This is a genomic window from Photobacterium sp. AWH4_225 (assembly GCF_056158405.1).
In genome coordinates, this window is the sequence record NZ_JBSWTF010000001.1 from 842766 (window position 1) to 860511 (window position 17746).

Annotated in this window: 16 protein-coding genes; 10 read left to right on the forward strand and 6 right to left on the reverse strand. The window is 48.0% G+C overall.

Features of this window, described 5'->3' with window-relative positions; genetic code table 11:
- Window positions 1-189 precede the first annotated feature (189 nt).
- From ACXAD4_RS04360 to aroC, 7 genes are all read left to right on the forward strand, one after another.
- Window positions 190-939, forward strand: coding sequence for an ETEC_3214 domain-containing protein (locus ACXAD4_RS04360; RefSeq protein WP_475238989.1), 750 nt, complete (start codon window positions 190-192; stop codon window positions 937-939).
- Window positions 939-1934, forward strand: a complete 996-nt coding sequence (locus ACXAD4_RS04365; RefSeq protein ID WP_475238992.1) for a hypothetical protein — start codon at window positions 939-941, stop codon at window positions 1932-1934. The genes ACXAD4_RS04360 and ACXAD4_RS04365 overlap by 1 nt, the downstream gene beginning before the upstream one ends.
- A gap of 32 nt (window positions 1935-1966) precedes the next feature.
- A complete protein-coding gene (locus tag ACXAD4_RS04370) occupies window positions 1967-3013 on the forward strand; it encodes a hypothetical protein (RefSeq protein ID WP_475238993.1) in 1047 nt (348 codons plus the stop codon).
- 6 nt (window positions 3014-3019) lie between these two features.
- On the forward strand, window positions 3020-3610 hold the full coding sequence (locus ACXAD4_RS04375) for an LPP20 family lipoprotein (protein WP_475238995.1): 591 nt from the start codon (window positions 3020-3022) through the stop codon (window positions 3608-3610).
- Between the two features lie 73 nt (window positions 3611-3683).
- Window positions 3684-5015: a transglycosylase SLT domain-containing protein gene (locus ACXAD4_RS04380; RefSeq protein WP_475238998.1), complete on the forward strand. Its 1332-nt coding sequence runs from the start codon at window positions 3684-3686 to the stop codon at window positions 5013-5015.
- A gap of 159 nt (window positions 5016-5174) precedes the next feature.
- The gene (gene rluF, locus ACXAD4_RS04385) at window positions 5175-6323 is read left to right on the forward strand and encodes a 23S rRNA pseudouridine(2604) synthase RluF (RefSeq protein ID WP_475239001.1); all 1149 of its coding nucleotides are present in this window, start codon (window positions 5175-5177) and stop codon (window positions 6321-6323) included.
- A 350-nt stretch (window positions 6324-6673) separates the two neighbouring features.
- Window positions 6674-7759 (forward strand): chorismate synthase, encoded by a 1086-nt coding sequence (gene aroC, locus ACXAD4_RS04390; RefSeq protein WP_475239004.1) that lies wholly within the window; start codon window positions 6674-6676, stop codon window positions 7757-7759.
- 81 nt (window positions 7760-7840) lie between these two features.
- Here the strand turns inward: aroC and ACXAD4_RS04395 are convergent, their stop codons facing one another.
- Window positions 7841-8488 carry a trimeric intracellular cation channel family protein gene (locus ACXAD4_RS04395; protein WP_475239006.1) on the reverse strand — a complete coding sequence of 216 codons (648 nt, stop codon included), beginning with the start codon at window positions 8486-8488 and terminating at the stop codon, window positions 7841-7843.
- Between the two features lie 76 nt (window positions 8489-8564).
- Here ACXAD4_RS04395 and ACXAD4_RS04400 point away from each other — a divergent pair, with 76 nt between their 5' ends.
- Window positions 8565-8720 (forward strand): hypothetical protein, encoded by a 156-nt coding sequence (locus ACXAD4_RS04400; protein WP_475239008.1) that lies wholly within the window; start codon window positions 8565-8567, stop codon window positions 8718-8720.
- A gap of 50 nt (window positions 8721-8770) precedes the next feature.
- Here the strand turns inward: ACXAD4_RS04400 and ACXAD4_RS04405 are convergent, their stop codons facing one another.
- From ACXAD4_RS04405 to ACXAD4_RS04420, 4 genes are all read right to left on the reverse strand, one after another.
- Window positions 8771-10090, reverse strand: coding sequence for an outer membrane protein transport protein (locus ACXAD4_RS04405; protein ID WP_475239010.1), 1320 nt, complete (start codon window positions 10088-10090; stop codon window positions 8771-8773).
- Between the two features lie 354 nt (window positions 10091-10444).
- Window positions 10445-11701 (reverse strand): outer membrane protein transport protein, encoded by a 1257-nt coding sequence (locus tag ACXAD4_RS04410; RefSeq protein WP_475239013.1) that lies wholly within the window; start codon window positions 11699-11701, stop codon window positions 10445-10447.
- 307 nt (window positions 11702-12008) lie between these two features.
- A complete protein-coding gene (locus tag ACXAD4_RS04415) occupies window positions 12009-12722 on the reverse strand; it encodes a DUF3379 domain-containing protein (protein ID WP_475239014.1) in 714 nt (237 codons plus the stop codon).
- Complete coding sequence (locus tag ACXAD4_RS04420) at window positions 12715-13281, reverse strand: sigma-70 family RNA polymerase sigma factor (protein ID WP_107300734.1); 567 nt, start codon at window positions 13279-13281, stop codon at window positions 12715-12717. Before ACXAD4_RS04420 ends, ACXAD4_RS04415 begins: the two co-directional genes overlap by 8 nt.
- Before the next feature lie 620 nt (window positions 13282-13901).
- Here ACXAD4_RS04420 and fadI point away from each other — a divergent pair.
- Window positions 13902-15212 (forward strand): acetyl-CoA C-acyltransferase FadI, encoded by a 1311-nt coding sequence (fadI, locus tag ACXAD4_RS04425; RefSeq protein ID WP_475239016.1) that lies wholly within the window; start codon window positions 13902-13904, stop codon window positions 15210-15212.
- Window positions 15212-17326 carry a fatty acid oxidation complex subunit alpha FadJ gene (gene fadJ / locus ACXAD4_RS04430; protein WP_475239018.1) on the forward strand — a complete coding sequence of 705 codons (2115 nt, stop codon included), beginning with the start codon at window positions 15212-15214 and terminating at the stop codon, window positions 17324-17326. The genes fadI and fadJ overlap by 1 nt, the downstream gene beginning before the upstream one ends.
- A gap of 116 nt (window positions 17327-17442) precedes the next feature.
- Here fadJ and ACXAD4_RS04435 read toward each other — a convergent pair whose 3' ends face one another.
- Complete coding sequence (locus tag ACXAD4_RS04435; protein WP_475239020.1) at window positions 17443-17736, reverse strand: hypothetical protein; 294 nt, start codon at window positions 17734-17736, stop codon at window positions 17443-17445.
- Between the last annotated feature and the right edge of the window lie 10 nt (window positions 17737-17746).

Consider the following 17746-nt stretch of genomic DNA (forward strand, 5'->3'; position numbering starts at 1 on the left):
TAAAAATAATATTATTTAATTTTAATGATCATTAAATGATCGGATTTGATCTAATTTGATTGCGTTGTGGGCAGTTAATCGCTTGCTGTATTGAATGCTATTGTCTGGATAAATAGTATATTTTGTTAATGTAAATTCTGCTGTTTTTTACCAGCAGTGAACCCATCATCATTAAAAAAATAAAAAATCATGCACAGTGAAGATTCTGTTTCATCATCCAAAACTAACTTTTGGATAAAAATGCATAGTATTGCTTTGGCTATTGTTGCCGTAATGCTTTCTTTAGGTCAGTGGAATGATACTAAAGATGCTGTCGAAATGATTTATGAGTCCATCATTACCAATTGGACGAATGAAATCGAATATGAGCAACTGTCAAAAATTAAAGTAGGTCAAACTGAAAGTTATATTGATGAATTAATGGGTGTAGCCCAGGCATCGAAAACATCAAAGTTAAACCCTGATGTGACTTTTTATTATTATGGTGAAGAAAAGTACTTACTTACCATAGCGATTAAGCAGAAAAGGGTAGCTGGATACAGTGTTACTGCGCTAAAAGATCACTTTTCAATGACTGTGCCTTTTACCGAATTAACCTTGCTTGAAACGCCAGTTTCGGTACTGAACAATGAGCTTGAAAACTATTTTACTGACAACGGTAACCTCGACTATTACGCCGAGTCTTATTCGTTAGGTCGCAACGCGATGTTTTACAACTTGGCTATTGGCATCGTTGATTATGGCTTGATGGCAGCAGATGCTTCTCAGCAGCTGCAGGTGATTAACCATCGGCTAAACAGTGGGGCTGAAGTCGCCTTTGATGAGCTCGATGTCTTGCGTGCTTCAACTCCTAACTTCTATGCGATATCCGAGCTGCCTGCCGATGTGATGGTGGAAGCAATGCTCACACGTTTTGAATTTACAGCATTTTTTAACTAATGAGCATTGAATCAATGAAGATGAAAAGCCTCTTGGCATTAGCAGGTGGCTTGCTGCTTGCCGGCTGTCAGTCAACCCAAACACCTGACTGGGTATTGAACCAAACACCCGATACCAACATGTCATTTTACGCTGTTGGTCATGGTGGCACAGTGCGTAACGCCAAAAACTTGGCCATGGATAATATTAACCAAAAGCTTTGGACTCAGGTTGAATCATCCGGTTCATTACGTCAGGTTGTACGTGATGTAAATGGTAGCGAAGATTATCTGACTCAAAGTGATACCAATGTAAATGTGAAAACAGCACCACTGGTACTGACGGGTGTTCAATATAATCGAACAGAGCAAAGTGATGGTATTTATTATGTGGAAGCAAGTATTTCACGCACAAATATTATTCATCAACTCAATCAAGAATTGAAATCGATTGATGAAGATGCCAATACCGAGTTACTAAAGTTAAAGCATAGTGATCCATTAATGTGGTGGTTGGAAAACCGTGATACGCAGTCGATAAAGAAAAATATGCTGACTCGTAAAGCCATGTTACTTGCTGCAAGTAATGGTAATGAGAATGGCGTATCGATGGATAATGTTATTAAGCTGGAACGCCAGGCTAACAAAACAAAAAGCCAATTATTGTTCAGTGTAAAAGCGACTAAAAGTGATTCAATGATGAGTGAGTTTATTAAACATCATTTATCTGAAAAGCATGTTGCGGTGACAACTAGCTCGAACAAGAACAATGGTGCAACTCATCAAATCACTCTGGCAACAAACTGGCGCCAGAGCAAAGTTGGTGATGCTTACATCACGACAGTTATCACTAATCTCGCGCTTAAAAATAAAAATGGTAAAACCATTGCCAGTCGCGAAGTGATTGCTACCGGGAACTCTATTTCGAACTTTGCCCGTTCTAAAGAGAGTGCTTCCCGCCACTTTTCTGCCCAAATGAGTGACCAGGGAATATGGCACTTTTTAGGTTTAATTTAACTCTATTACTACAATAAATGGATATAAGGTTCATGTCTAAGAAACTACAATTAGCAGCGAGTATTACTACCGTTCTAACGGGTTGTATGAGCACGCCAGCGCCGGAAGGCGTATGTCACTCGAGCACGGCGATCAATATTCCGCAAAGTGAGGTGAAGGTACAAACCTCCCAGGGTAAAAAAGCGATTGTCCTACCTGTAGATGTTGCACGTGGTGTTGATAACCCATCAATCATGTCTACAGCATTCCAGCACCGTTTGGAAAGCCAAGTGGATCACTCTGGTGCGAAATTAGTTGACCGTTCTCTGGCTGGCAAATTAAAGCAAGAAATCAAGCTGGCGGAAGAAAGCGGTCGCTTCAACACCTCTGGTGTGGCGATTGCCGACTACGCTGTATTGGCTGAAGTGACTTCAGCAAGTCTTAAGTACTCTTTTGATGATGAAGAGTACAAAACGGACGATGACGGTGATACGAAATACTACCCAGCAGAGTGTACCTTTACCGGTGAAGTCGAAGGTATTGTAAAGGTGGTTGAGCTGCCGAGCATGGAAGTGGTGAAACGCATTGAGCTTAGTTCATATGAAGTGAGTATTTTTGAGCAAGATCGCCCTGATTCTGATTGTCCTATATCTAATGGTCAGTACACGCGAATTATGCAGGAAGCTGCAAAGAATGCAGTGAATCGTAGTGATGATTTGAAAAACCAGCTAGCGCCAAGTGGAGTGGTTGAAGAACTACGCCAATGTGATGAGTACGGTACCATGGTTCGTGTCAATATGGGGACTACTCTGGGAATCCGCCCTGAGCAAGTAGTTGAAATTTCCTCCGTCGAGCAGGTGACATCCCCTGATGGTAATGAAGAAGTTGAATTTTACTCACTAGGTCAAGGTAAAGTTTCTGAAAAAGAGAACCGTCAAGGTTTGAAAGCACGTTATTCATGGGTTGGTATTGATCCAGAAAATGCTTTGAAAATTCAGCGAGGTGATTTTGTAGAGGCTCGTTATGACAGCGGTTGTAACGACCTACCAAAAATGCTTCAAGGGCCTTGTTGGGACGTTTATGAATCATTTCAGGGGTAATTGAATATGAAAAAACTCCTCCTATCTAGCGCCTTGGTTTTCGGCTTGGCGGGTTGCCAGTCAACGGGCGGCAATAATATTCAGGACCTGACTTGCTACTTCCCTGATTCTGTACAGGATGAAGCACCACAGTGGGTGTGTGATGTAATGCCAGACAGCATTGCGATCGGCAGCGTGGGCTATGCCAAGAAAAGTGCTGCGGGCATGAGCGTGATGCGCACCATCGCTGTGAATGATGCCCGTCGTGGTCTGGCAGAGCAGTTCGAGTCGAACGTAAACACTATGTTCAAGCAAGCAATGGCAACCACAGTTCAGTCTACTGGCGAAGCCGTGTCTGAAGAAGTGAACGAGCAGTTTGAGTCTGTGACCAAGACCATGACCTCTCGTACGTTGTCGAACAGCCGTGTCATTGTAACTCAGCGTAGCCCAGCCGGTGGCCTGTACACTCTAGTGGGTATGGACCAGGCAACTTACGACAGCAATGTTGCGCAGGTTGTTGAAGCCGCAAGCAATAAAGAATCTGGCTTGTGGAATAAATTCAACAACAAGAAAGCAGAAGAAAGCCTGCAGCAAGCACTGGATTCAATGATTCAGTAAGCGGCGCTATGACGGCTAAAAGGCTACCTAGGTAGCCTTTTTTTATGGCTTTACAGGATAAAAAGGAACGGAAATGAAGTTAACCCGACTAGCATGCTATTGCGCATTATTGCTATCAGTCCCACTGGCTCACGCAACGAACGACCCGTTTGCCGAACTGGATGCTGCAGTGGCAGAAGCCAACAAGCCACAGTCTGAGCTGGAGGCTGAATATGAAGCTTTTGTGGTTGAGTACTTGGCGGAGTACCAAGCTTGGCGCAGTGAGTACCTTAAAGAGTTCGATGAATATCGTGCCCAGGTGATCGCTAAGTGGGGTGACGGTATCGTGTCACAGAGCCACGTCAATGTTGAATACAGCGAAGACAAAGAAGCGCGAACGATTGTGGATTTTGAAAAAAATGAAGCAACGGTAGCGCTGTTGGTTGATAGCGACACAAGCCCAGAGCAAGTGAAGCAGCAGCTGGAGCAGGCAGCGTCCAAAGCACTGGCGCAAGGTGAAAGCTTACTGACCGAGGCCGTTGGCGCTGCGAAAGAGCTGCCAGTTGGTGAAGTGGTTGAGGCATCGGTGAGTTTTGCCAAAGATGTCGAAGTGGCCGCCAAGAAGGTGATTGTCGAGCAGTCTCGGGCGCAGTTGCAAGAGATCGACAAAGAGTCGGAAGCGTTGCTTAACAAGAGTCAGGAGATCAGTGCTGATCTGGTCGAAAGTATCACGATCAAGAAAAAAGAGCAGTTGATCGTCCAGACCAAGGAGCGTTTGGAGTCTCTAGAAAAAACGTATGATGAGGCAAGGACTAAGGCATCGGTACTCACCAAGAAGAAGGTGGTGGAATACCGAATCCAGTTACCTGCCAACGGAATTGGTAAGCGTGCGGAGAAGTTTGTTGATTTTGCTGAAAAAGAGAGTGAGCGCTTCCAGATCCCTGCGGCATTGGTCATGGCGATAATGCATTCGGAGTCGAGTTTCAATCCTAAGGCGAAATCACCGATCCCGGCATACGGCCTGATGCAGATTGTCCCGACAACTGCGGGTCATGATGTTAACGCCCGTTTCCGCAATATCAATGCACCGATGCAGCCAGACGAGTTGTATGTTGCTGACGTAAATGTCGAAACAGGGACGGCCTATCTGAATATTCTGGATAAGAGCTACCTGAAATCCATTACGGATCCGCAGAGCCGTTTGTACTGTACGATTGCCGCGTACAATACCGGTGCAGGCAATGTGGCTAAAGCCTTCAATACGGATGGCTCTCGGAATATCCGCAAGGCAGCCAAAGTGATTAACACCCTCAGCCCTGATGAGGTGTATCAGAAGCTGCTGCAAGACTTGCCTTATGACGAAACGAAAAACTACCTGAAGAAGGTGACAAGTCGTATCGCGCTGTACGAGCAACATGCCTCTTAACGACTAATATTTTGATACCTGACAATGCCGCCGCTGGGTGGCATTTTTTATTTTTCTTTCCCATGGTGCTGGGCTATTGCTAAAATATCCGGCTAAAACATATTTATGTTCGTGACTAACCTTGATCGCGTTGTGAAACGCGCAGTATAGAAGAAAACTATGTCTCAAAATCAGCCTAACAAGAGTGCTGCTAATGGCGAGCAGGCCAAAGCAGTTCGACTTAACAAATTTATCAGTGATACAGGCTATTGCTCACGCCGTGAGGCGGACAAGCTTATTGATCAAGGAAGGGTGACCATCAACGGTCAGCAGCCTGAAATGGGCGTCAAAGTCATGCCGGGTGATGAAGTATTGGTGGATGACAAGCCACTTCGTGCCAAAGAGCAGCCGATCTACATTGCGCTGAATAAGCCGGCCGGTATTACTTGTACCACCGAGCGCCATATCAAAGACAACATCGTTGATTTCATCGGTCACCGTAAGCGTATTTTCCCGATTGGCCGTTTGGACAAGCCTTCTGACGGTCTGATTTTCCTGACCAACGATGGTGATATCGTCAACAAGATCCTGCGTGCCGGTAACTCGCACGAGAAAGAGTATGTTGTACGTGTCGATAAGCCGATCACTCAGGAGTTTATCGACAAGATGGCATCGGGTGTTGAGATCCTCGATACCGTAACCCTGCCGTGCAAGGTTACCAAGGAAACTAACTACTCGTTCCGAATCGTACTGACTCAGGGCCTTAACCGCCAGATCCGCCGTATGTGTGAAGCACTGGGCTACGATGTATTCAAACTTCGCCGAGTGCGTATCATGAACATCAGTATCGACGGCCTGCCAAACGGTAAATGGCGTTACCTGACCGATGCGGAAATTACTGAGATCCACAGCCTTATTGCAGATTCGAGCAAAACCGAAGAAGCTTCTAAAGTCGACGGCCAGGGGCAGAACATCAAGAAAGCGACGGATGCCAAGCTGTTTGATAGCCGCCAGCAGGCTAAGCAAGACGGCGAAGGCAAAATTAAGTACAAGACTTACCAAGGCAAGGGCGAGCCGAACCGCCGCCGTGGTGGCGAGCGCAGTGACCGTGATGACCGCCGCACTCAAGGAAGCGGCCAAGGTCGTGGTCGCGGGCAGGGCCAAGGCCGTAGTCAAGATCGTCAGGACGAGCGCAGAAGCCCGCGTCCTGGCCGTGGCGTGCAGCCGGGTCACCGCCGCAATCAGCGTGATGATGAAGCGCCTCGCTCTCGTAACAGCAGTGGTGGTTCAAGCCGAATCCAGAAGTGGAAATCACCAAAGTCTGAATAATTCAGTACATTCTAATATTTGAATTGGAGATGAAATTTCAAAAACGCATATAGAAATCCATGTCGCTCCAACCCAACGTCCATGTTGGGTAGGTTTTGAAATTTAACCCCCATCCAAATCATTATCCAGTATGAAGTTAAAGAGCGGGCTTAATTAGCCCGCTTTTTTGTATCTGCCTGATGGCAAAATTTCTGTCACATTCACTCTTGCAATCCCGCCAGCGAATTTGCACTATTGTACTCATTGACGAAAACACCTAATCACCGAGATATCACTTGGCCGGCCTTGCCGACAATGTTGGTTATACGCCCCTCGCGGCGATCAAGCGGTAAGAATTCACAGAGGAAGTAATGGCAGGCAATACTATTGGACAACAATTTCGCGTCACCACATTTGGTGAAAGTCATGGTCTGGCGCTGGGCTGCATTATTGACGGTTGCCCACCAGGACTGGAACTGACTGAAGCGGATATGCAACATGACTTGGACCGCCGTCGTCCGGGTACGTCGAAATATACGACTCAGCGCCGCGAACCGGATGAAGTCAAAATCCTCTCTGGCGTATTCGAAGGCCAAACAACTGGTACCTCTATCGGCCTGCTGATAGAAAATACCGACCAGCGCTCAAAAGATTATTCAAGTATTAAAGACCTATTCCGTCCAGGCCATGCTGATTACACCTACCATCAGAAATACGGTATCCGTGATTACCGTGGCGGCGGTCGTTCTTCGGCCCGTGAAACAGCCATGCGCGTTGCTGCCGGTGCTGTAGCAAAGAAGTACCTTAAGCAGGCTTACGGTATCGAAGTGCGTGCTTACCTCTCGCAGATGGGCGATGTGAAAATCGACAAGGTTGACTGGGAGCAGGTTGAGCAGAATGCCTTCTTCTGCCCGGATGCCGATAAGGTGGAAGCGTTCGATGAGCTGATCCGTAAGCTGAAGAAAGAAGGCGATTCTATCGGTGCCAAGCTGACTGTGGTTGCCAACAATGTTCCTGTTGGTTTGGGTGAGCCGGTATTTGACCGTCTTGACGCCGACATTGCCCACTCGTTAATGAGCATCAATGCCGTGAAAGGGGTGGAAATCGGTGATGGCTTTGATGTGGTTGAGCAGCGCGGTAGCGAGCACCGTGATGCGATGACACCGGAAGGCTTCAAGTCTAATCACGCCGGTGGTATTTTGGGTGGTATTTCGTCTGGTCAGGATATCGTGGCGCACATTGCCCTTAAGCCAACATCCAGTATTACCGTGCCGGGCGAGACGATCACAAGACAGGGTGAGACCGCTGAGGTGATCACCAAAGGTCGTCATGACCCATGTGTGGGCATCCGCGCGGTGCCGATTGCTGAGGCGATGCTGGCAATTACCTTGATGGATCACTTGTTGCGTCACCGCGGCCAGAATGCCGATGTGATGACGGAAACACCAAAGATTTAAACTGTTTTCAGTTTTATCAAGATGCAAAAAAGCGAGGACGTGTCCTCGCTTTTTTGTGTTCCGTTCGTTCCGTTATGTATATTAACTCTTTGGTGCGTCTAGCTTCTCCTTAACGGTCTCTAGTTCCTCGAATCGAAAGACTGGTAAGCTCCAACCAAACTGTACGGCGGCAATTCGAATAGCGAAACCCACCACTAGCGTTGCGATAGTGACAATGGTTTCTTCCACGCCCAAGTAGAGCAAGCCGTAGTACATGCCACCCGCAATGAAGGCAACTGATGCGTAAAACTCTTTTTGTAGCACCAGTGGCGGGCGGCGGCAGATCATATCTCTCAGCAATCCGCCAAAAACACCCGTCACAACCGCAGCTACCAGGCAGATGAGTGGGGACAGCCCCATATCCATCGCCACGCGGCAGCCGATAATGCTGAAGACAATCAACCCCAGTGAGTCAAGCAAGACAAACACTTTATGGAAGCGAACTACCTGAGGTGCCACCATGGTGGTAAACAACCCTGCAAGGCAGGTGATCGCAAGGTATTGTGGATTCGCTACCCAACCCAGCGGGTAGTGGCCCAGCAATACATCACGCACCGTACCGCCACCGATCGCTGTGGCACTGGCAACAAGCATGACGCCAAACCAGTCCATATGGCGTTTACCTGCAGCTAAAGCCCCAGTCATAGCTTCTGCAGTGATCCCGATGATGTAGAGAGTTGTTAATAGCATGATTTTAATAGATGTAAATGAGAATACCTGAAAGAGGCTGCGATTGTAGGCCGCGTTTTTACTGGCGTCGAATGAAATGAATTTTTTGATGCATGAATTTAGTTCATGTATCAGAAGGGCGGCTCTGGGAAAAGAAGGCCCTAGGCTCTTGGAAGAGCAAGAGCAAGAGCAAGAGCAAGAGCAGGGGAGGATGGGTGAAACAAAAAAAGAGCGCCGTTTGGGCACTCTTTGATACGCTTTTTTAGCCTTTAGCCTTTAGCCTTTAGCCTTTAGCCTTTAGCCTCAGAACTTGTAGTTCGCCTGAACACCTACTAGCCATACGTTGCCGGTAGTTTCGCCAGAGAAGCTCGCGATTGGCATACCATTAACATCCAGGCTTTCATTCATAGAAGCATCTTTAGCGAAGATGTAGGTAAAGCCGGCGTCGAAGCTCAATGCGTCAGACCACTGGTAACCCGCACCTAGGCTCAGCCATAGACGGTCAGTTTCTGGGATTGTTTGGGTACGGTGTTCGCTGCTCACTGCCGAGGTGTCGTAAGCCACACCGGTACGAACTGCCAATTTGTTGGTGTACTGGTACGTAGCACCCAGAGCAATACGGTAGTTGTCTTCCCAATTTTCTTCTTTGATCAGATCCGGCGTCGAGCTGATAGATGGGATGTTAGCTTCAAGCTTGTCGAAGCTGCTCCAGTCTGTCCAGTTGAAGCTGGCGTGCATGGCTAGCTTGTCAGTTAGCTGGTGGAAGCTGGCAATTTCAGCTGTTGCTGGCAGGGTCAGTGCCATGCTGCCTGCGTATTTGCTGCCAAAAGCAGAGCCGGTCGCGATATCGTAGTAAGCACCAGAGGCTTCGCCTTTTAGCTTAAGATCAACTGCAGAGCGGTAGTTTACACCAATGCGGTTGTTATCGTTGATTTGCCAAGCGGCACCAAGCTGCCAGCCCCATGCTGCGTCATCACCTTCCATGTATTTAAGATCTGCGCCTTGGGCTTTGCCAATAAGGTCATCAACCTGATCTATGCCTGTTTGCGGAAGGTTTTTAGGAATTGAAGCACCAAAGTGGCCTTCGCCCATTACGTAGCGTACACCCGCACCAATGCTGAATTGGTCGTTAACCTTGTAGGCAATGTTAGGGTTGATTTCTACCGACATGATATTAGCTTGGTTACCAAAGATAGTACCAAGGAAATCGCCGCCAAGCTCCGTTTCCATACCGTAGTTGGTGGCTAGCGCAAGGCCAACCGCCCACTGCTCATTGACGCGGTGCGAAATGTAGAAGTTCGGGATCACTGCAGAATGGGCAATGTCACTGGCTTTAGTTGTTGCCACTTTCTGGCCAAGCAGGCTGACATCACCTTCAACATCGATGTTTGGATCAACATATATAGCACCAACAGAAACCTGAGTACCCTCAAGGTAGGTCATCATTGCTGGGTTGCGGAACTGGGCACTAGCGTTATCTGCCATCGCCGCTTCACCGGCAAACGCACGGCCAAGGCCAGTTGCTGAGTATTCTGCAAGCTGGAAGCCTGCTGCCATCGTGCTGGTGCTGATACCAAGTGTTAACGCTGCTGCTAGCGAAAGAGTAATTTTGTTTTTGTTCATCAGTCTAATATGTTCGCTGAAATTCAATGGAGCGAATCATACGCCTTAGAGTAAAAGCTTTAAGTTTTTCTTGTTTTGAACAAACCAATAGGTTGAAAGTATCGACTTTATCTCTTTTAGTGGTGTTTGATCTGGTAGTTATTGCTCAAACCATTCTGGTCGGACGAGTTTTCAGCGTACATATGTATCTAAATACAAGCATTTCAGCGACGGGGTGTTCACTCAGTTTAGCGAGATAATATTCTTTATTGAGAAAAAAGGTGGCAGGTATATTAAGAACAGACAGTTAGAAAGAGTACAAAAAAGGAGCCATCAGGCTCCTTTTGTTAAATGGTAACACTTATGTTCGCTGAATTAGAACGAACGGCTGTACTGGATACCGTATAGCCATGCGTTAGCGCGTGTAGTTGCATTGACTTGAGTAAAGCCATTGTTTTCTTCAACTTTAACATCTTCACCGACTAGGTAAGTCACACCCACATCAATGTTAGACTTGCTGTCGATATGGTAGGTGAAACCGCCTGAGAACCAGTTACGGTCTGAGTCAGGTACAGAAATCGATGTACGCTTGTCTTGTGCACTGGTGTCATGCATGTAGCCGGCACGAAGTGTCCAGTCGTTGTTCAGGTAGTAAGTACCACCGATTGCGTAGTGCCAACCATCTTGCCACTCGTATGTATTTAGTACATCGCCGCCAGTAGTTTTTAGTTCTTCGAATGCGCTCCAACCAATCCACTGCACACTATAGTGAACCGCAAATTGCTGGTTCAGGCGGTGGTAACCAGAGAATTCGGCCATATCAGGTAGGGCAATCTTTAGCTTATCGCCGCTGATGTTTGCACTGCCAGTTTGTGAAGTGATGAAGTGCATGTCACCGTCAACTTCTAGCTCAGGGCTGTAGCGGTATGAAAGACCGAAGCGGTTATTTTCATTTAGTTCGTAAACAGTACCGATGTTCCAGCCAAAACCAACGCCGTCAGCATCGACATCAAGTAGAGGTCCCTGGCGGCCAGTTTGGCTACCAATAATTGCCTCAAGAGTTTGGTTGGAACGCTGAAGTTTACCTTCACCGTAGATGATATCTAGGCCACCACCAACACTCCACTGTTCGTTGATGCGGTAAGAGGCAGAGAGTGCAAAGTTGATGCTCTTAACATCGGTTAGGCCACCGTACTCGTTAGCAGCAAAGTCATCACTGAATTCAGTTTTGGTACCGAAGTTAGAGTAGATACCGGCACCTAATGTCCACTGGTCATTGATTGGGTGGATGTAGTAAATATTTGGTACGTACGAAACATCACCAATTGATTCATTTGCAAGGTCGCTGGTTTGACCAAATGCATTACGGTATGTTGTGTTTTTAACTTCGATATCCGTATCAATGGCGTTAATACCAAGAGAAAGTGCTGGCGCATCAAACAGTGACATTGCAGCGGCGTTACGTGCCATTGCAGATGCGTTATCGGCGATAACTGCATCACCGGCGAATGCACGGCCAAGGCCTGTAGCTGATTGAGCATTTAGCTGGAAGCCAGCCGCCATTGCTTGTTGAGAAGCCATCGTGATCGCAACCGCAACCAGTGACTTTGTAAACAGACGCTTCTTGTTCATATTTATAGTTATTCCTAATTCTTATATAACTTTTTTATCTGCCTCTTTGTGCAGATTGCGCAAGATTGTATGGTTGGTTGGGATTTGATCAAATCAGACCAGTTGGCAACCTCTTGATTGTTATTGCTTGGTTAACAATCAGCTAACGAGTGTATGGTAAAACTGGTAGGAGGAGGGAGCAAAAAAGTTAAAATATGCAACGGAGCTAACATTTTCCAATTGGTATGCTTGTACCAAATAAAAAGCCGCAAAAGCATTAGGTTGATTTATGCTTTTGTGGCTTTGGATTGTAAAGTGTAAGAAAGTGTTAGATTTCCCAGTTTAACTCATCACGAAGGTTCTTGGCGATAGGAGCGACATCTTGGCCTTTCTCGCCTACAACAATCAGGCTGGCGTTTTGTACTGGCATGACAACACCTTGCATGCTTTGGTCGTTAAACTGGGTCATGTCTGGTGACTGCTCAGGTACCACAAAGACTGTGACTTTACCCTGCGGGCTATCCATCACCATGTGAAGGGCCACTTTCTCACCAAACCCACAATGGTTTACGTAGTAAACGTGCCCAGGCATATTGCTAAAAGAAGGACCAAAAGGTGTTAACTTGGCATTAACCTGGTTGAGGGTGACAGATTCATCGATACCCTCAATGAAAGGTGCTTCATGACGCACATGATCCATTGCGATCTGGGCAATTTCCAATTGCGGATTACTGATATTAATCCCTTGGTTGAACTGCCCGACAAAGATACCGAAGACAAAGGCAACCGATGCTGCCATGGCGATCAGTGCCCGCGGCTTCCAGCTCTTCGAGCTCGGTTGGCCCGATTGATGGAATAGGATACGGTCGGCCAGATCGTCCGGGACATCCACTTTCATTGCCTGCTCAAGCTTGCTGTCGAGTAGCTGTAGTTCGTCGGATAGCTTACGGTTGGTAATAGACGCATTGCGTGCTTCAGCCATGTCTTGGCTATTGTCAAAAGGATCAGCCAAGAGTCGGCGACGGAATTCTAGATCATCCATTTTGCTGCCCCCTCCGGTCGGTGTGTTTTTCGAGCTGCTCTTTGAGTTGGTTTCTGGCGCGGAACAAGCGCGTCATTACGGTATTGCGGTTGAGGCCAAGGATATCGGCAATTTCATCCCCACTGAATCCTGCCATCACCTGCAATACTAACGGTTCCCTGTATTCCGGAGCCAGTTTCATTATCTGCTTGCGTAGCATTTGTTGCTCCAAGTCGCTTTCGTTGCCATTTTGCTGGGTATCGGCAATGGCATAGTCATCGATATCAACCAAATCGAGCTGCTTACGCTCGAAGCGTCGGGCATTCTCCCGGCGAAGGATCGTAATCAACCATGATTTGGCGGCTTTATCATCTTGAAGGCTATCGAGGGAGCGCCATGCTCGCAAACAGGTTTCCTGAACCAAGTCCTCCGCGATGTGGGGGTCGTGGCATAACCAATATGCGTAGCGATAGAGATCCCGATGCCAGGCCCTTACAAGGGCTTCGTATCGTCTTTGCTTATTCATATCCACAGAGACCGAGGCATCAGGCTTTTTCTTTCGAAAAAATGACTTAATCATAAAAGTGTCCGTTTCATGCCGAACCTTGCCGCTAAATTTGCGAGAAAAACGACAATGTTCCGCTGATTCATCCAATAATCCGCATTAAAATTGATCTGGTTCAAATTGTGTCTTGGTGAGCAAGTTATAGTAGTCAACGTCATCTGATACTGAGCTTTGCGATTCGTACAGTGGATTTTGTACGATAACAGGGTTCAATATCTGTTGAGCAAGATGACAACTTCCTTTTGAAGGCTGACTTTACTTTCTCCTATCAGGCTTGCCTGATTTGCAATTGGCTTTATGTTAATTGACTTATACCTTACATGGATTGCTTTCCGTGTAAATTACAACCATACCGTTTCGGTATGGTTTTTTTTTATCTTAGCAAACTGAACCGCATCCATCTCACGCCTGTCTTTATTGATAGCTAAGTTTTTCACTTGCCGTCAAATTTTTCCTCATAGCGCTAATTTTCTCCGACGGAAAATTCCTATACTGCATCTGTTGCCATAGAGATCCCACTTTTTAAACATTTGTTTGATTCTGGTAACAACTGCATTACAATTGTTGTGGTCAGACCTCTAAAGTAGATTCTGGGGCAAGGTTCCCCGTACCCGACATATTAATAAGGAGTAGCGATGACACGTCTCCAAAAGCTCACGACATCTCAGGGTGAGCGCATCGCCGTTGTAAGTGGATTACGTACCCCCTTTGCCCGCCAGTCAACCGCCTTTGACGGTGTACCGGCATTGGACATGGGGAAAATGGTTGTCAGTGAAATGCTCCAGCAGGTGGATATCGATCCAAAGCTGATAGACCAAGTGGTATTTGGCCAGGTGGTACAGATGCCGGAAGCGCCGAATATTGCCCGTGAAATTGTGCTGGGTACTGGTATGGATATTGGCACCGATGCCTACAGCGTCACCCGTGCCTGTGCAACCAGCTTCCAGGCTGCCGCCAATGTGGCGGAAAGTATTATATCGGGCACTATTGATATTGGTATTGCTGGCGGCGCGGATTCATCGTCGGTACTACCTATTGGTGTATCCAAGCATCTTGCTGCAACATTATTGGCACTGAGCAAGGCCAAAACCATGAGCAAGCGTTTAAAACTGCTCAGTAAGCTCAGTGTGAAAGATCTGATGCCGGTACCGCCAGCGGTGGCCGAATACTCGACAGGCTTGAGTATGGGCCAAACGGCTGAGCAAATGGCAAAGAGCCACGGCATTACCCGCCAAGAGCAAGATGCGCTGGCACATCGCTCGCACACCCTAGCTGCGCAGGCATGGCGTGATGGCTTGATCCAAGATGAAGTGATCACCGCTTTCCCGGAACCTTACCGCCAGTGGATCGATAAAGATAACAACATTCGTGAAGACTCCACCCTTGAGTCCTACGCCAAATTGCGTCCGGCCTTTGATCGTAAGTTCGGCTCGGTAACGGCGGCTAACTCAACCCCGCTTACAGATGGGGCTGCTGCAATTTTGTTAATGCGTGAGGGCAGGGCGAAAGAGCTTGGCCTCAAACCTTTGGGTTATATCCGCTCTTACGCGTTTTCTGCAATCGGTGTCGAGCAAGATATGTTGATGGGCCCATCCTATGCTACCCCGATGGCACTGGATCGCGCTGGCGTGACCTTGCGTGACCTTACCCTTATCGACATGCACGAAGCCTTTGCGGCGCAGGCGTTGTCGAATGTGAAGATGTTCGGCTCGGCGCAGTTTGCCAAGGAAAAGCTCGGTCGCAGCGAAGCCATTGGCGAAATCGATATGGATAAGTTCAATGTCCTTGGTGGCTCGATTGCCTACGGCCACCCGTTTGCCGCAACGGGTGCGCGGATGATCACCCAGACCTTGAGGGAGCTACAGCGCCGTGGTGGTGGTTTAGCTTTGAATACTGCCTGTGCTGCTGGTGGCCTTGGTGCCGCAATGATTTTGGAGGCCGAATAATGACTGAACAACAATCTGCATTCACTTTGTCCTATGCCGATAACGGCGTTGCCTGGCTCAAAATCGATGTGCCCAACGAGAAAATGAACACGCTTCAGGCGCAGTTCGGCGAGCAAGTCAGTAAGGTGCTTGAAGAGCTCAAGGGTAAGACTGATATAAAAGGGATGGTGGTTTATTCGGGCAAGCCGGATAACTTTGTCGCCGGTGCTGATATCCGTATGCTGGCAGCCTGTACCACGGCCGAGGAAGCCGCCTCGCTCGCCGAGCAAGGGCAGAAGCTGTTTGCCGAGCTGGAAAACCTGCCTTTCCATACTGTTGCAGCCATCCATGGCCCGTGTTTGGGCGGTGGCTTGGAGCTTGCTTTGGCCTGTCATAGCCGTGTTTGTTCTGACGATGACAAGACCCGCCTCGGTTTGCCGGAAGTCCAGCTCGGTTTGTTGCCGGGCTCTGGTGGTACTCAGCGTCTGCCTCGCTTGATTGGTGTTGCGGGCGCATTAGATATGATCCTGACCGGTAAGCAATTGCGTGCCAAAAAAGCCAAGAAGCTGGGTGTGGTCGATGAAGCCGTACCGCTGAGTATCTTATTGGACATTGCCGAGAAGCAAGCCCTGAAACCTAAGCCAAAACGCCAACTTTCATTGCAAGACCGTGCAATGGGTGGGAACTCACTGGGGCGTTCATTGGTGTTCGATCAGGCCGCCAAGAAGACCCATGAAAAAACCCGAGGTAATTACCCGGCAGCTGATGCCATTTTGGATGTGATCAAATATGGCCTGCAAAACGGCATGACCAAAGGCTTGGCCCGTGAAGCCAAATTGTTCGGTGATCTGGTGATGTCGTCAGAATCAGCAGCGCTGCGCAGCATCTTCTTTGCGACTACGGCAATGAAGAAGGAATCCGGCTCAGAGGCTGAGCCTCGTAAAGTCGGGCATGTCGGTGTGCTAGGCGGTGGCCTGATGGGCGGTGGGATCAGCCATGTTACCGCGAGTAAGGCTGGCTACCCGGTCCGTATCAAGGACATCAATAACGATGGCATCCTCAATGCGATGTCATACAACTACAAGTTGCTGGATAAAAAGCGTAAGCGCCGCATCATCAGCAAGGCGGAATTACAAAAGCAGATGCAGAGCATTGCTGGTGGTATCGACTATACCGCGTTTGAACGCATGGATGTGGTCATTGAAGCGGTATTCGAGGACTTGGGCCTGAAGCATCAGATGGTCAAGGAAATAGAAACCAATGCCAAGCCAGAGACAATCTTTGCAACCAATACTTCATCACTGCCGATCCACCAAATCGCTGAAGCAGCAGAGCGACCTGAAAACGTAGTTGGCCTGCACTACTTCAGCCCGGTAGAGAAGATGCCGTTGGTAGAGGTGATCCCGCATGACGGGACGTCCGAGGAAACCGTGGCGACAGTGGTCGCGCTGGCGAAGAAACAAGGCAAAACGCCAATTGTGGTGGGTGACAAAGCCGGTTTCTATGTTAACCGTATCTTGGCACCTTACATGAACGAAGCGGCCCAGGTGCTGTTGGCCGGTGAGCCGATAGAGCATCTTGATACCGCATTGCTTGATTTCGGTTTCCCTGTGGGGCCGATCACCTTGCTCGATGAAGTTGGTGTTGATATCGGCGCCAAGATCATGCCGGTATTGGTTGGTGAGTTGGGTGAGCGCTTCCAAGGGCCGGATGTATTCGACAAGCTGCTGAACGATGGCCGTAAAGGTCGTAAAACGGGTAAAGGCTTCTACCTGTACAACAGCAAGAAGAAAGCGGTCGACAAGAGTGTCTACAAGCTATTGGGACTCGATCCTGAGAAGAAAGCCGATGCCGACGCGATTGCCATTCGCTGTACGCTGATGATGCTCAATGAGGCAGCCCGCTGTCTGGATGAAGGAGTGGTGCGTTCGGCTCGTGATGGTGATATCGGAGCAATTTTTGGTATTGGTTTCCCACCGTTCCTAGGTGGCCCGTTCCGCTATATGGATCAGCTGGGTATCAAGCGTGTGGTTGAGCTATTGACCGAGCATGCTGATAAATACGGTGAGCGTTTCAAACCGTGTCAGGCTTTGATAGATATGGCTGAAGCAGGGGAGAGTTATTACCCAGAATAGTTGATTTATTTCCCAGAATAACCGGGCCGTATAACGGAGCGTTATTCTTGATATCAAAGCCAGTTGTTCGTGCAACTGGCTTTTTCTTTGGCTGCGCTTTTCTTTATGTGTTTGCGCTATTGCTCTGGGAAGAATTTGACAACGCGTAGTCGGAAACGCGGCTCGAAAAAGATAGGGCGGAGGAAATGATAAGCCAGCATGGTGATGGCCATTGCGATAAGGATGTTCATTCCAGCCAAGGTCACAAGCGGAGTTGTCATGGTGACAATGAACGCCAAGGCATAGAGCATGATATCGGCTTCATGATGAGCAAGGGCATTATGGCAGTGCGGACAGGCAAAAAAGTCTTCGTAGCTGCTTAGCGAAGGACTGGCAATTGTCTGTTGGCAATGTGGGCAGTGCTGGCTCATGATAAAGCGT

Excerpts from the sequence above, each read along its gene's own strand:
- ACXAD4_RS04360 (WP_475238989.1), top strand. The coding sequence starts at position 190 with ATGCACAGTGAAGATTCTGTTTCATCATCCAAAACTAACTTTTGGATA.
- ACXAD4_RS04365 (WP_475238992.1), top strand. The coding sequence starts at position 939 with ATGAGCATTGAATCAATGAAGATGAAAAGCCTCTTGGCATTAGCAGGT.
- ACXAD4_RS04370 (WP_475238993.1), top strand. The coding sequence starts at position 1,967 with ATGTCTAAGAAACTACAATTAGCAGCGAGTATTACTACCGTTCTAACG.
- ACXAD4_RS04375 (WP_475238995.1), top strand. The coding sequence starts at position 3,020 with ATGAAAAAACTCCTCCTATCTAGCGCCTTGGTTTTCGGCTTGGCGGGT.
- ACXAD4_RS04380 (WP_475238998.1), top strand. The coding sequence starts at position 3,684 with ATGAAGTTAACCCGACTAGCATGCTATTGCGCATTATTGCTATCAGTC.
- rluF (WP_475239001.1), top strand. The coding sequence starts at position 5,175 with ATGTCTCAAAATCAGCCTAACAAGAGTGCTGCTAATGGCGAGCAGGCC.
- aroC (WP_475239004.1), top strand. The coding sequence starts at position 6,674 with ATGGCAGGCAATACTATTGGACAACAATTTCGCGTCACCACATTTGGT.
- ACXAD4_RS04395 (WP_475239006.1), bottom strand. The coding sequence starts at position 8,488 with ATGCTATTAACAACTCTCTACATCATCGGGATCACTGCAGAAGCTATG.
- ACXAD4_RS04400 (WP_475239008.1), top strand. The coding sequence starts at position 8,565 with ATGAATTTTTTGATGCATGAATTTAGTTCATGTATCAGAAGGGCGGCT.
- ACXAD4_RS04405 (WP_475239010.1), bottom strand. The coding sequence starts at position 10,090 with ATGAACAAAAACAAAATTACTCTTTCGCTAGCAGCAGCGTTAACACTT.
- ACXAD4_RS04410 (WP_475239013.1), bottom strand. The coding sequence starts at position 11,701 with ATGAACAAGAAGCGTCTGTTTACAAAGTCACTGGTTGCGGTTGCGATC.
- ACXAD4_RS04415 (WP_475239014.1), bottom strand. The coding sequence starts at position 12,722 with ATGGATGATCTAGAATTCCGTCGCCGACTCTTGGCTGATCCTTTTGAC.
- ACXAD4_RS04420 (WP_107300734.1), bottom strand. The coding sequence starts at position 13,281 with ATGATTAAGTCATTTTTTCGAAAGAAAAAGCCTGATGCCTCGGTCTCT.
- fadI (WP_475239016.1), top strand. The coding sequence starts at position 13,902 with ATGACACGTCTCCAAAAGCTCACGACATCTCAGGGTGAGCGCATCGCC.
- fadJ (WP_475239018.1), top strand. The coding sequence starts at position 15,212 with ATGACTGAACAACAATCTGCATTCACTTTGTCCTATGCCGATAACGGC.
- ACXAD4_RS04435 (WP_475239020.1), bottom strand. The coding sequence starts at position 17,736 with ATGAGCCAGCACTGCCCACATTGCCAACAGACAATTGCCAGTCCTTCG.